The sequence below is a fragment of the Streptomyces coeruleorubidus genome (genome assembly GCF_028885415.1).
In the GTDB taxonomy this organism is placed as follows: domain Bacteria; phylum Actinomycetota; class Actinomycetes; order Streptomycetales; family Streptomycetaceae; genus Streptomyces; species Streptomyces coeruleorubidus_A.
Genome location: NZ_CP118527.1, coordinates 2699507 through 2713106, shown reverse-complemented (window position 1 = coordinate 2713106; position 13600 = coordinate 2699507). Strand labels below are relative to the sequence as shown.

General features: G+C 72.6%; 10 protein-coding genes and 1 pseudogene. 5 read left to right on the top strand and 6 right to left on the bottom strand.

What is annotated here, in order from left to right; all coding sequences use genetic code 11:
• Nucleotides 1-95: 95 nt before the first annotated feature.
• From sucB to PV963_RS12620, 4 genes are all read right to left on the bottom strand, one after another.
• Complete coding sequence (gene sucB / locus PV963_RS12635; protein ID WP_274815738.1) at nucleotides 96-1904, bottom strand: 2-oxoglutarate dehydrogenase, E2 component, dihydrolipoamide succinyltransferase; 1809 nt, start codon at nucleotides 1902-1904, stop codon at nucleotides 96-98.
• A gap of 61 nt (nucleotides 1905-1965) precedes the next feature.
• On the bottom strand, nucleotides 1966-3354 hold the full coding sequence (gene lpdA, locus PV963_RS12630; RefSeq protein ID WP_274815737.1) for a dihydrolipoyl dehydrogenase: 1389 nt from the start codon (nucleotides 3352-3354) through the stop codon (nucleotides 1966-1968).
• A gap of 262 nt (nucleotides 3355-3616) precedes the next feature.
• Nucleotides 3617-5143: a leucyl aminopeptidase gene (locus PV963_RS12625; protein WP_274815736.1), complete on the bottom strand. Its 1527-nt coding sequence runs from the start codon at nucleotides 5141-5143 to the stop codon at nucleotides 3617-3619.
• A 164-nt stretch (nucleotides 5144-5307) separates the two neighbouring features.
• A complete protein-coding gene (locus tag PV963_RS12620) occupies nucleotides 5308-5433 on the bottom strand; it encodes a hypothetical protein (protein ID WP_274815735.1) in 126 nt (41 codons plus the stop codon).
• Nucleotides 5434-5489: 56 nt separating this feature from the next.
• Between PV963_RS12620 and PV963_RS12615 the strand changes: the two genes are divergently transcribed.
• The 5 genes and pseudogenes from PV963_RS12615 to PV963_RS12595 all read left to right on the top strand — a co-directional run bounded on the left by PV963_RS12615 (nucleotide 5490) and on the right by PV963_RS12595 (nucleotide 12119).
• Nucleotides 5490-7523, top strand: a complete 2034-nt coding sequence (locus PV963_RS12615; protein ID WP_274815734.1) for a hypothetical protein — start codon at nucleotides 5490-5492, stop codon at nucleotides 7521-7523.
• A 110-nt stretch (nucleotides 7524-7633) separates the two neighbouring features.
• Nucleotides 7634-8972, top strand: a pseudogene (gene pelF, locus PV963_RS12610) (GT4 family glycosyltransferase PelF); the annotation flags it as partial.
• A 203-nt stretch (nucleotides 8973-9175) separates the two neighbouring features.
• Nucleotides 9176-10690: a hypothetical protein gene (locus PV963_RS12605; protein ID WP_274815733.1), complete on the top strand. Its 1515-nt coding sequence runs from the start codon at nucleotides 9176-9178 to the stop codon at nucleotides 10688-10690.
• Entirely contained in the window at nucleotides 10687-11346 is a 660-nt protein-coding gene (locus PV963_RS12600) for a spherulation-specific family 4 protein (RefSeq protein WP_274815732.1), read from the top strand. The genes PV963_RS12605 and PV963_RS12600 overlap by 4 nt, the downstream gene beginning before the upstream one ends.
• On the top strand, nucleotides 11343-12119 hold the full coding sequence (locus PV963_RS12595; protein ID WP_274815731.1) for an endo alpha-1,4 polygalactosaminidase: 777 nt from the start codon (nucleotides 11343-11345) through the stop codon (nucleotides 12117-12119). Before PV963_RS12600 ends, PV963_RS12595 begins: the two co-directional genes overlap by 4 nt.
• Here PV963_RS12595 and PV963_RS12590 read toward each other — a convergent pair.
• Together PV963_RS12590 and PV963_RS12585 are read right to left on the bottom strand one after the other, a co-directional pair.
• Nucleotides 12079-12684 carry an RDD family protein gene (locus PV963_RS12590; protein ID WP_274815730.1) on the bottom strand — a complete coding sequence of 202 codons (606 nt, stop codon included), beginning with the start codon at nucleotides 12682-12684 and terminating at the stop codon, nucleotides 12079-12081. The genes PV963_RS12595 and PV963_RS12590 overlap by 41 nt on opposite strands.
• Before the next feature lie 83 nt (nucleotides 12685-12767).
• Nucleotides 12768-13550, bottom strand: a complete 783-nt coding sequence (locus PV963_RS12585; RefSeq protein ID WP_274815729.1) for an adenosylcobinamide-GDP ribazoletransferase — start codon at nucleotides 13548-13550, stop codon at nucleotides 12768-12770.
• Between the last annotated feature and the right edge of the window lie 50 nt (nucleotides 13551-13600).

Here is a 13600-nt window from a genome sequence, read left to right as displayed (position 1 = left end):
TGTGTGTGGCCGGTCGCGCAGTGCCCCGCGCCCCCAACACGGTGCCCCCGCCCGGAGATGTCCGGACGGGGGCACCGTACTGCTGCTACCGGGGGCTACAGCCCGAGCTCGACCTCGAACTCGCCCGCCTCCAGGATGGCCTTGACCGCCGTCAGGTAGCGGGCGGCGTCGGCGCCGTCCACCAGGCGGTGGTCGTAGGACAGGGTCAGGTACGTCATGTCGCGGACGCCGATGACCGTGCCCTCCTCCGTCTCGATGACGGCGGGGCGCTTGACCGTGGCGCCGATGCCGAGGATGGCGACCTGGCCCGGCGGCACGATGATCGTGTCGAAGAGCGCGCCGCGCGACCCGGTGTTGCTGATGGTGAAGGTCGCGCCGGACAGCTCGTCCGGGGTGATCTTGTTGGCGCGGACCTTGCCGGCCAGCTCCGCCGTGGCCTTGGCGATACCGGCGAGGTTGAGGTCACCGGCGTTCTTGATGACCGGGGTCATCAGGCCCTTCTCGGAGTCCACCGCGATACCGATGTTCTCGGTGTCGAAGTAGGTGATGGTCCCCTCGGCCTCGTTGATCTTGGCGTTGACCGGCGCGTGGGCCTTCAGCGCCTGGGCCGCGGCCTTGACGAAGAACGGCATCGGGGAGAGCTTGACGCCCTCACGGGCCGCGAACGCGTCCTTGGCACGGGCGCGCAGCTTCATCAGGCGCGTGACGTCGACCTCGACGACCGAGGACAGCTGGGCCTGCTCGTGCAGGGCCTTGACCATGTTGTCGCCGATGACCTTGCGGATCCGCGGCATCTTGATGGTCTGGCCGCGCAGCGGCGAGGTCTCCAGCGCGGGGGCCTTCTTGGCGGCAGCCGGAGCGGCCGCGGCCGGGGCCGGGGCAGCGGCGGCGGCCTTGGCGGCCTCGGCGGCGGCCATGACGTCCTGCTTGCGGATGCGGCCGCCGACGCCGGTGCCCTTGACGGTGGACAGGTCGACGCCGTTCTCGGCGGCGAGCTTGCGCACCAGCGGGGTGACGTAGGCGCCGTCGTCGGCCGGCTGGGCGGCGGCCGGGGCGGCCGGTGCCTGGGCCGGAGCCGGGGCGGGAGCAGGAGCGGCCGGGGCCGGCTCGGGAGCCGGGGTGACCTGCTGCTGCGGAGCCGGGGCCGACGGGGCCTGCGGGGCCGGAGCCTGCGGGGCCGGAGCCTGCGGGGCCGGGGCGGGCTGCGCCGGAGCAGGCGTGGGCTCGGGCTGGGCCGGGGCGGCCGGGGCCTCCTGCGCCGGGGCGGCGGCCGGAGCGGCACCCGCCTCGCCGATGACGGCGAGCTTGGCGCCGACCTCGGCGGTCTCGTCCTCGCCGACCACGATCTCCAGCAGCGTGCCCGAGGCGGGCGCCGGGATCTCGGTGTCGACCTTGTCGGTGGAGACCTCGAGCAGCGGCTCGTCGGCCTCGACGCTGTCACCGACCGACTTCAGCCAGCGGGTGACGGTGCCCTCGGTGACGGACTCGCCGAGCGCGGGCAGGACCACGTCCGTGCCCTCGGCGGAGCCGCCGCCGGCGGCGGCGTCGGCGGTGGGAGCGGGCGCCGGGGCGGCCTGCTCGGTGGACGGGGCGGCCGGGGCCGGCTCGGGAGCGGGCTCGGCGACCTGCTCGGCGGCCGGGGCCGGGGCGGCAGCGGGCGCGCCCGTGCCGTCGTCGATGACGGCCAGCTCGGCGCCGACCTCAACGGTCTCGTCCTCGGCGACCTTGATGGACGCCAGGACACCGGCGGCGGGCGAGGGGATCTCGGTGTCGACCTTGTCGGTCGACACCTCGAGCAGCGGCTCGTCGGCCTCGACGCGCTCACCCTCGGCCTTCAGCCAGCGGGTGACAGTGCCCTCGGTGACGCTCTCGCCGAGCGCCGGAAGGGTTACGGAAACCGCCATGGTTTCGGTTGCTCCTTACGGAAAGTGCGGAAGTCTGTCGTCGCGTTCGTCGACCGAGGGGTCAGTCGTGCGAGTGGAGCGGCTTGCCGGCCAGGGCCAGGTGGGCCTCGCCGAGCGCCTCGCTCTGCGTCGGGTGGGCGTGGATGAGCTGCGCGACCTCGGCGGGCAGCGCCTCCCAGTTGTAGATCAGCTGGGCTTCGCCGACCTGCTCGCCCATGCGGTCGCCGACCATGTGGACGCCGACGACGGCACCGTCCTTGACCTGGACGAGCTTGATCTCGCCCGCGGTGTTCAGGATCTTGCTCCTGCCGTTGCCCGCGAGGTTGTACTTCAGGGCGACGACCTTGTCCGCGCCGTAGATCTCCTTGGCCTTGGCCTCGGTGATACCGACGGAGGCGACCTCCGGGTGGCAGTACGTCACCCGCGGGACACCGTCGTAGTCGATCGGAACGGTCTTCAGACCGGCCAGACGCTCCGCCACCAGGATGCCCTCGGCGAAGCCGACGTGCGCGAGCTGCAGGGTGGGGACGAGGTCACCGACGGCGGAGATGGTCGGGACGTTGGTGCGCATGTACTCGTCGACCAGGACGTAGCCGCGGTCCATGGCGACGCCCTGCTCCTCGTAGCCCAGGCCCTGGGAGACCGGGCCGCGGCCGATGGCGACGAGCAGGACCTCGGCCTCGAACTCCTTGCCGTCGGCGAGGGTGACCTTGACCCCGTCCTGGGTGTACTCGGCCTTCTCGAAGAAGGTGCCCAGGTTGAACTTGATGCCGCGCTTGCGGAAGGCGCGCTCCAGCAGCTTGGAGGAGTTCTCGTCCTCGACCGGGACGAGGTGCTTCAGACCCTCGACGATGGTGACGTCGGTGCCGAAGGACTTCCACGCGGAGGCGAACTCGACGCCGATGACACCGCCGCCGAGGATGATCGCGGACTTCGGCACGCGGTCCAGGACCAGGGCGTGGTCCGAGGAGATGATCCGGTCGCCGTCGATCTCCAGGCCGGGCAGCGACTTCGGCACGGAGCCGGTCGCGAGGAGCACGTGGCGGCCCTGGACGCGCCGGCCGTTCACGTCGACGGAGGTCGGGGAGGACAGCCGTCCCTCACCCTCGATGTAGGTCACCTTGCGGGAGGCGACGAGCCCCTGGAGCCCCTTGTACAGGCCGGCGATCACGCCGTCCTTGTACTTGTGGACGCCGGCGATGTCGATGCCCTCGAAGGAGGCCTTCACACCGAACTGCTCGCTCTCGCGGGCCTGGTCGGCGATCTCGCCCGCGTGCAGCAGGGCCTTGGTGGGGATGCATCCCCGGTGCAGGCAGGTGCCGCCGACCTTGTCCTTCTCGATCAGGGCGACGTCCAGGCCCAGCTGCGCCCCGCGCAGGGCCGCGGCGTAACCACCGCTGCCACCGCCGAGGATCACTAGGTCGAAAACGGTGCTGGCGTCGTTCGCCACGTCACGTCCTCCATGCATGTGCGCCGTACGCCGGTCTTCACTGACCGGCAGGCGGCTGGTGTCCGGCCGCTCGTTCTTCGGCCCTTCGGTGGGGCCCTGTCCTGCCGAGCCCCATCTTCGCACTTGTCAGCACAGAAGGAGACGCCGGGCTGCTGTGTGAGACACCCCACGTTGCCGACAGGGGCGCGGGGAGCTGCGCGACCAGCCCCCACGCCCCCGCACTCCCCGCACAACCGGCGAGAGTCGGGCTACCGGGCGACCGTCAGCCCAGATCCCCCGCAGCCGTCAGCTCGGCGAGCCGGACCAGCGTGCGCACACCACTGCCCGTCCCGCCCTTCGGCGTGTACCCGAAGGGCCCGCCCTCGTTGAAGGCCGGCCCGGCGATGTCGAGGTGCGCCCAGGTGATCCCCTCGCCCACGAACTCGCGCAGGAACAGCCCGGCGACCAGCCCGCCGCCCATCCGCTCGCCCATGTTCGCGATGTCGGCCGTGGGCGAGTCCATCCCCTTGCGCAGGTGCTCCGGCATCGGCATCGGCCACGCCGGCTCCCCGACCTCCTCCGCCGCCTCGTGCAGCGCCGTACGGAAGGCGTCGTCGTTGCCCATGATCCCGAACGTCCGGTTCCCCAGCGCCAGCACCATCGCCCCGGTCAGCGTCGCGACGTCCACGATGGCGTCCGGCTTCTCCTGCGACGCCGCCCACAGCGCGTCGGCCAGCACCAGCCGGCCCTCCGCGTCCGTGTTGAGCACCTCCACGGTCTTGCCGCTGTACATCCGCAGCACGTCACCCGGACGGGTCGCGGAGCCGGAGGGCATGTTCTCGGCCAGCGCCAGCCAGCCGGTGACGTTGACCTCCAGGCCGAGGCGCGCGGCGGCGACGACCGCGGCGAACACCGCGGCCGCACCGCTCATGTCGCACTTCATCGTCTCGTTGTGACCGGCCGGCTTCAGCGAGATGCCGCCCGAGTCGTACGTGATGCCCTTGCCGACGAAGGCGAGGTGCTTGTTCGCCTTGGAGGAGGTGTACGACAGCTTCACCAGGCGCGGTCCTGCCGCCGAGCCGGCCCCGACGCCGAGGATGCCGCCGTAGCCGCCCTTGGCCAGGGCCTTCTCGTCGAGCACCTGCACCTTGATGCCGTGCTCCTTGGCCGCGGCCTGGGCGATCGCGGCGAACGACTCGGGGTTCAGGTCGTTCGGCGGGGTGTTGACCAGGTCGCGGGCGCGGTTGAGCTCCTCGGACACGGCGACGGCACGCTCGACGGCGGCCTTGTACGCCTTGTCGCGGGGCTTGCCGCCGAGCAGGGCGACCTCGGCGAGGGGGGCCTTGCCGTTCTTCGCCTTGGGGTCCTTGCCGCTGTCCTTGTAGGCGTCGAAGGAGTACGCGCCGAGCAGCGCGCCCTCCCCGATCGCGCCGGCGTCGGCGGCGTCCGCCAGGGGGAGGGCGAAGGCGGCCTTCTTGGACCCGGCCAGGGCGCGGGCGGCGGCACCGGCGGCCTTGCGCAGGGCATCGGTGTCGTAGTCGGCGTCCTTCTCGGGCACCGCGCCCAGGCCCACGGCCAGCACGAGCGGCGCCTTGAAGCCGGACGGCGCCGGCAGCTTCGTCACCTCGCCCTCGGCACCGGAGGCGCCGAGGGTCTCCAGAACGCCGGCGAGCCTGCCGTCGTACGCCTTGTCCACGGCCTCGGCGCCCGGTGCGACGACCGGCCCCTTGGCACCCTTGGCGACACCGATCACGATGGCGTCGGCCCGCAGACCGGGCGCCGCGGCGGTGCTGAGAGTGAGAGCAGTCACGGTGGTGAAATCTCGCTTCCGATGTGAAGTTTCTGTGGTCGAACGGTGTGGGTCGACCGGGCCCGACAGCCGACCCTATTGCGACCTCAGGGCTCGGATATCACGGGGCCTTCCCCGGTGCGGCGAACACTCGACGACGAGACTACGCGCGTGGTCGTGTTCGCTCATTCCTGCGGGCGTTCACCTGTCGGTGGCGTAGTGGCCATTTCTTGATCCTCTATGTCGGTGAACTCAGTCACACTCGTCGAGATCCGGTGAGCGCCCTGCTCGCCGCTTTGCATGATTTCCACGGGTCCTCCTCAGTTCGACCGCAAGGGGATCCCGGGGGTCTTCTGGGGGAGGAACCATGGCGCAGCGTGCGCGCAGATGGAGAAGCACGGCCGCCGCGGTGACGGCGGCGGGCCTGATCACGGCGGGGGCGGTGGCGCCGGGGGCGGCGGCCGCGGAGGAGCCACGGATCGATCTGAAGGTGCTGGTGGTGGACAACGGCGACAGCTCCGTCCGGGCCGTCACCGCCCAGCTGAGGAGCACGGGCGTCCCGTACACGACCATCGACCTGAACGACGCCGGCCGCCCGAAGATCACCGAGTCGTTCCTGAGCGACACGGTGAACGGCAGCCCGCGCGCCAAGTACCAGGGCGTCGTGCTGCCGAACGAGTCCCCCTTCGGCGCGGGCTCCGCCGAGCAGACCGCCCTGGAGACGTACGAGCGGACGTACGGCGTCCCGCAGGTCGACGCCTACACCTGGGCGCACCCGGAGGTCGGCCTCGACTACACCAGCGAGGGTGGCTGGGCGGGCACTCTCGACGGGCGCGAGGCGTCCGTCACGGCGGCCGGGAAGGCGGGCTGGTTCGGCTACCTCGACGGGGCGTTCCGGTTCGAGGACAACTCGGCGTCCGTACAGGAGAGTTACGGCTACGTGGCCCGGCCCCGCGCCGGCTTCACCAGCTACGTCGACATCCCCGTGCCCGGCGGCACCGGCCGCGGCAGCCTCGTCGGCGAGTACGCCCACGACGGCCGCCGGGAACTCGTGGTGACCTTCGCCTACAACAGCAGCCAGCAGCAGTTCCGGCTGCTGGCCCGGGGCATCGTCGAGTGGCTCACCCAGGGCGTGCACCTGGGCCAGGCCCGCAACTCCTTCGCCGTGCACATCGACGACGTGTTCGCCCCGGACAGCCGCTGGGACACCGAGCGCAACTGCACCCCGGGCGACTTCGACTGCGCGGGCGGCGACGGCGAGGGCACCACGCCGATCCGCATGACCGCGGACGACGCCGCCCACGCCGCCCAGTGGCAGCGCAAGCACGGCTTCACCATGGACATGGTCTACAACGCCGGCTCCGGCGAGGAGTGGAAGACCCAGCACGGCGGCACCGACGCCCTGACCGACCGGCTGCTCGCCGACAAGGCGCAGTACCGCTGGGTCAACCACACCTACACGCACCCCTTCCTCGGCTGCGTACAGGACACCTCGACCGTGCCGTGGAGCTGCGCGAAGAACGCCGACGGCTCGACCACGTACATGAGCCGCGCCGAGATCGCCGCGCAGATCCGCGACAACCACGACTGGGCCGTGAACCAGGGCCTTTCCGTCGACCGCGCCGAGCTGGTCACCGGTGAGCACTCGGGCCTGAAGACGCTGCCCCAGCAGCCCGACGACAACCCCGACCTGGCCGGCGCCCTGGCCGACACCGGCGTCAGGTGGATCGCCTCGGACAACTCCCGCGAGCCCGAGCAGCGCGCGATCGGCAACGCGCTGACCGTGCCGCGCCACCCGATGAACGTGTACTACAACGTGGGCACGGCGGCCGAGATGGCCGACGAGTACAACTGGGTCTACACCTCGCGGGCCGACGGCGGCAGCGGCGTCTGCGAGGACAACCCCACCTCCACGTGCCTGGACGAGCCGCTCGACCCCACCACCGGCTACGCCGAGCACATCGTCCCGCAGGAGGCGCGCACCGCCCTCGGACACGTCCTCGCCGGCGACCCCCGGCCGCACTACGCGCACCAGTCCAACCTGGCCGAGGACCGGCTGCTCTACCCGGTCATGGAGAAGGTGCTCGACGACTACCGGGCGCTGTTCGCCGACAACACCCCGCTGGAGAACCCCCGGCACAGCGCCATCGGCACCGAGGTGCAGCGCCGCGCCGCCTGGCGGACGGCCCTGGCCAACGGCCGTGTCACGGCGTACCGCATCGGCAACACGGTCACGGTCACGGCACCGTCCGGCATCCAGGTCCCGGTGACGGCACCGGACGGCACACAGAAGCAACTCCTGCTGGGCACGTCCGCCTTCGGCACCCCGTACGCGGGATCCCGCTCGGCCTGGACGACCCCGGCAGCACTCCAGTCGGCTCTGACACTGAAGTTGCCCTAGAGCCTTTAGGGACGCGGGGAACTGCGCGACCAGCCCACACGAAGCCCGCAACTCGGCATCCGGGCAGCAGTTCCCCGCACAAGATCCGCACCACAGGGGGGAAACACCGCATGAGGCGAACAGGCCGTCATGTCACCATGCTCACGGAAGGCACCTACCCGCACGTCCACGGCGGCGTCAGCACCTGGTGCGACCAGCTCGTCAAGGGCATGCCCGAGGTCGATTTCCACATCGCTCACCGGCAGTGGCCGCGAACCCGTCACCTGGGAGCTGCCGCCCAACGTCTGCCACCACACCTCCGTACCGACCTGGGGCCCGCGCCCCGGCCGCCGAAGGCCCCCGTACGGCAGGGCCCGCCGCCGCTTCACCGAGACCTACGAGCGTTTCCTGCTCTCCTTCCTCGACCCCGGCTCGCACGCCGACTTCGGCGATTCCCTGAACGAGCTCGCCGAACTCGCCCGGGACGGGCGTCTGTCGACGGCCCTGCGCACCGAGTCGGCGCTGCGCTCGCTGATGTGGATCTGGACGATGCCGCATCTGCCGACGGCCGCCGCCCGCCCCACCGTGCACGACGCGCTGACCGCGACCGACCTGCTGGAACACGCCCTGCGCCCGCTCGGCGTCCGTATCCCCGAGGACTCCGTCGCGCACGCCGTCAGCAGCGGCCTCGCCACCCTGCCCGCGCTCGCCGCCCGCCACCTGGACGGCGTGCCGTTCATGCTCACCGAGCACGGCATCTACCTGCGCGAGCGCTACCTCGGCTACCGCCGCGACGCCCAGCGCTGGCCCGTGAAGGCCTTCATGCTGGGCTTCTACCGGGAGCTGAACTCCTACGGCTACCGGGCCGCCGACCTGATCACGCCGTGCAACCAGTACAACCGCCGCTGGGAGGAGCGCGGCGGCGCCGACGCCGGCAAGATCCGCACGGTCTACAACGGCGTCGACCCGACCGCCTTCCCGCACGCCGGCCCCGAGCCCGAGGACCCCACCCTGTCCTGGTGCGGCCGGATCGACCCCATCAAGGACCTGGAGACCCTGATCCGCGCCTACGCGATGGTGCGCGCCGAGATACCGGCGACCCGGCTGAGGCTCTTCGGCCCGGTCCCGCCCGGCGGCGAGGCCTACCGCACCCGGCTGGAGAAGCTCGCCGCCGAACTGGGTGTCACCGACGGCCTGACCTTCGAGGGCCGCATCACCGAGGTCTGGCGCGCGTACGCGGCCGGGCACCTCGTCATGCTGTCGTCGATCTCCGAGGGCTTCCCGTTCTCCATCATCGAGGCCATGTCGTGCGGCCGTACGACGGTGTCGACGGACGTCGGGGGAGTGCGCGAGGCCGTCGGCGACACGGGCCTGGTGGTGCCCCCGCGCGAGCCGGAGAAGATGGCCGCCGCCGCGCTGACCCTGCTCAAGGACGACCAACGGCGCCTCGAACTGGGGCAGTTGTCGCGCCAGCGCGTCATCGACCGGTTCACGCTGCGCCGCTCGGTGGACGCCTTCCGCACCATCTACAAGGAACTCGCGGGCGAGGACGAGGTGTACGAACCGACGCTGGAGACCGTCGCCGACTGGACCCTGGAACTGCGCGACCCCTGGTACGCGTCCACCGCGGTATGGGGGTCCCCCCGGACGGAGTCTGGGGGAGGAGCCGGCTGGTGAGCGGAAGCGTCTGGCTGCCCCCGGGCTCCCGCCCGGACACCCTCCCCGCCATCCCCCGGCAGCGCACCCCCAGCTGGGCCCGGCCCGACCCGGTCGACGAACTCGCCGTCCGCCTGGAGGACTTCATAGCCGCGGCCGTCCACCCGGACGAGATTGCCGCGCTCCTGGAGTCCGACGGCCTCTCCGACGACCAGATACGCGAACGGTACGGCGTGAAGAACTCCTTCGCGCTCGCCGAGACCCTCTACGAACGGGTCGAGCGCCGCTACCCCGAGCCCGACGGCCCCCTCCACGACCCCTGGCGGATCGGCCTGCTGGGCTGTCTGCTGCGCGGTGTCGTCTTCGCCCTGCCCGGCCTCGCCTACGTCCTCGGCGCGCCCCTGTTCACGGGCCCCCACGACTTCGGCCTCCCCGCGGGCACGGTACCGCTCCTGGCCGGCGCCCTGTGCGGCTGGACGTGGAATCAGGGGCTCGCCCACCGGGCGTACGCCTGGCTGGGGCTGGGCGACCGGACGGCCGCCCGGCGTGCCCTGCTGCTCGGCGCCCCGGCCGGTGCGCTGCTCGGCTCGCTGGTCGCCCTGGCGTTCGCGGGCGGCGCCGTCCCGGCCGTGGTGGCCTTCGCCGCCGGGCAGTCCTGCTATCTGGCGGCGGCGACCGTGCTGCTGGTGATGGGCCGCGAGCGGTTCCTGCTGGCCGCGCTCGCGCCGATGGCGATGGGCGCGGTCCTGTCCCTGGTCGACCCGCTGCCCGAGGCCGCGAGCCTGACCCTGCTGCTGGGCTCCCTGGCGGCGGTCGCTGCCCTCGCCGTCCGCGAAGTGGCACCCGCCCTGAAGGAACCGGGCGAGGGCGGCTGGACCGCCGGCCTCGTCGCCCTGCTGCCCTTCGGCGGGTTCGGCACCGCCCCCGCGCACCGGCGCCCGGCCGGACCCCGGCTCACGGGCTCCCTGCCGTACGCCCTGTTCGGGCTCGGCACCGGCGTCCTCGTGCTGTACGCGGCACTCGGCGACGTCCTCGCCGGCGAGGACCACAGCGCGGTCGCCGCGCCCGCCGCCGTGGCGCTCACCCTCAGCATGGGCCCCGCCGAGTGGCTGCTGTACCGCTTCCGCAGCGACAGCCTCGCCGGACTGCGCTCCAGCAGCACCGCCCGGGACTTCTGGCGGACCACGGCCCTGACGGTCGTCCAGTGCCTGGCCGCCTATCTCGCCGCGCTGCTCGCGCTGAGCCTCGCCGCCTCCGCCCTGTGGCCGGACTCCCCGGTCCCGGGCGGCGTCCGGCTGGCCGGGCTGCTCCTGCTGGGCGTGGTCCTGTGGACGGGCCTGCTGCTCCAGTCGTTCGGCGCGGTGACCGGCGCGACGGCGGTGTGCTGCGCCGCGGCACTCGTCCAGACCCTGCTCATCGCCACCCGCACCGGCGACCCGCACACGGCGGGCCTGGCCGTGTACGGCGCGGCGGCCGTCGTCCAGGCCGCCCTGGTGTGCGCGCTGCTGGGGAGGGCAACCGCTCACCGATGAGCACTCTCCTGGTCCCGTACTACGAGCACCCGTCCGCCCGCCCCGCCGAATGGGACGCGATCGTGGCGGCCGCGCCCCGCCTCTACGGGGTCGTCCTCAACCCGGCCAGCGGCCCCGGCGACCGCCCCGACGTGGCCTTCGCCGAGGTCGCCGGCCGGCTGAGGGCGGCGGGCGTCCGGGTCCTCGGATACGCCGACACCGACTACGGCCGCCGCGCCGCCACCGACGTCGTCCGCGACCTCACCCGGCACCGCGACTGGTACGGCACCGACGGCGCCTTCCTCGACCAGGTCTCCTCCGGGCCCGAGCAGTTCGAGCACTACCAGCGGCTGGCGGTGGCCGCCTGGGGCGTCGGCTGCGGCACCCTCGTCCTCAACCACGGCACGGCACCGCACCCCTGCTACGCCCGCATCGCCGACGTCCTCGTCACCTTCGAGGGCACCTGGGCGTCCTACCGCGCCCTGCCTCACCGACCCTGGCCCGGCGACAGCGGGGTGCGGCTGTGTCACCTGGTGTACGACGTGCCGCCCGGCGCAGACCCCGAGGGCCTGGTGCGGGAGCGGGGCGCGGCGGTGCACTGCGCGGTGCCCGGAACCGGAGATCATCCTTGGGGCACACTGCCGTACACCCTGCACAACCCGGAGAACGCCCCGTGAGACGCCCGCTGCTCGTCGCCCTGCTGATCCTGCTGCTCGCGGGCTGCACCCAGGGCCCCGACGACAAGCCCGGCCCCCGCTGGCAGCCCCGCCCCGGCACGGCCTGGCAGTGGCAGCTCAGCGGGCGCCTGGACACCTCCGTCGACGTGTCGGTCTACGACATCGACGGCTTCGACCACTCCGAGGCCACCGTCGCGCGGCTGCACCGCGAGGACCGCAAGGTCATCTGCTATCTGTCCACGGGCGCCTGGGAGGAGTTCCGCCCGGACGCGAAGAAGTTCCCGAAGCCGGTCCTCGGCCGGGGCAACGGCTGGGAGGGCGAACGCTGGCTCGACATCCGCCGCACGGACGTCCTGGAGCCGCTCATGGCGGCCCGCATGGACATGTGCCGCGACAAGGGCTTCGACGCGGTGGAGCCCGACAACATGGACGGCTACCGCAACGACACGGGCTTCCCGCTGACCGCCGCCGACCAGCTCCGCTACAACCGCCTCATCGCCCGCCTGGCCCACGACCGAGGCCTGGCCGTCGGCCTGAAGAACGACCTGGACCAGATCCCGGAGCTGGTCGGGGACTTCGACTTCGCGGTCAACGAACAGTGCGCCCAGTACGGCGAGTGCGGCGCCCTCAAGCCGTTCGTCGAGGCGGGCAAGGCCGTCTTCCACGTCGAGTACGAGGTGCCCACCGGCCGCTTCTGCGCCGAGTCCCGCCGCCTGCGCTTGAGTTCACTGCTCAAGAAGCACGAACTAGGGGCGTGGCGACAGGAGTGCTGAGCCCGATCCCGGTGACCTCCGTGCCCGCCACCCGGTCGGCGAGAGACCGGCGGGCGGGGGAGAGGACCGGCAGCGCGTTCAGCAGGAACAGCACCACCGCGACCACCCACACCAGCACCGACAGCACGACCTGCCCCTCGACCAGCAGCACACAGGCCACCGCGTAGACGGCGACGTCCGCGGTGGTGGTGACGGCGGCCCGCAGCGCCGCCCGGCGCGGCAGCCGTGGTGTGACCCTCAGCCCGGCCAGGCCCTTGCCGACCGTCCGCCCGGCCAGCGCCAGACACGCCCACTGGTAGAGGAACACCGTCAGGACCAGCAGCGCGAAGGCCTGCTCGACGTACAGCACCGACTTGTCCCACAGCCTCAGCCCCAGGTCCTGGGAGGCGCCGAGCACGTCGCCGCGTGAGGTCAGCAGTTCGAGGCCGCTGCGGGTGGCGAGCTCGGGCACGTCGGTGACGAGCGCGGAGACCCGGTGGAAGGTGAGCACGGCGAGCGCCGAGGCCAGCGCCACCACCAGTGCGAAGTCGACGGACCAGGCCACGGCACGGCGCAGCTTCGGCATGAACATCCCCCGATCACTTGTGTGTTCGGGGGACGAAGCTAGCCGCCGGGCGGTGAGGGCAGGAGGGGGACGAGGAGATCGTTTCAGCCCAGTGACAGAACGACCAGCGCCGTGGTCGCCGCCGTCTCGGCGAGGCCGCCGAACACGTCCCCGGTGATCCCGCCGAAGCGGCGCGTGCAGTGCCGCAGGAGCGCTTCGGCACCGGCCAGGGAGAGCAGGACCGCGAGCGCGGTACGGGCGACGTCGTACGGCCCGAAGACGGCGGCGACCGCTGCCGCCCCGCCCGTGACGGCGACGCCGGCGAGCAGCGCCCCGCGGATCGGCACGACCCCCGCGACCGCCGCCCCCAGCCCCTCCGGCCGCGCCGCCGGCACCCCGGACCGGGCCGCGAGGGTCAGGGCCAGCCGGGCGACCGTCGCCGAGACGACGGCGGCGCACGCGCCCCGGGCCCAGGAGGCGTCGTAGGCCTGGGCGAGCGCGGCGGCCTGCGCGAGCAGGGCGAGGACGAGGGTGATGACTCCGAACGGCCCGATGTCCGACTGCTTCATGATCCGCAGGGCGTCCTCGGCGGGCTTCCCGCTGCCCAGCCCGTCGGCGGTGTCCGCGAGCCCGTCGAGGTGCAGCCCCCGGGTCAGGACTGCGGGGACGGCGACGGTGGCCACGGCGGCGAGCGGCCCGCCCGCACCGAGGAACAGCAGCACCAGCCCGGCGGCGGCGGCAGCGGCACCGACCGCGAGCCCGGCCAGCGGAGCGCACAGCATGCCGCCACGCGCGGCCTGACGGTCCCACCGGGTCACCCGGACCGGGAACACCGTGAGGGTGCCGAAGGCGAAGCGGAGACCGTCCAGGGGCGAGGTTCTGGGCACCGGCGCAGGCTACCCGCCGGTCAGAAGAGCGGATGCGGCGGGCGAGGATA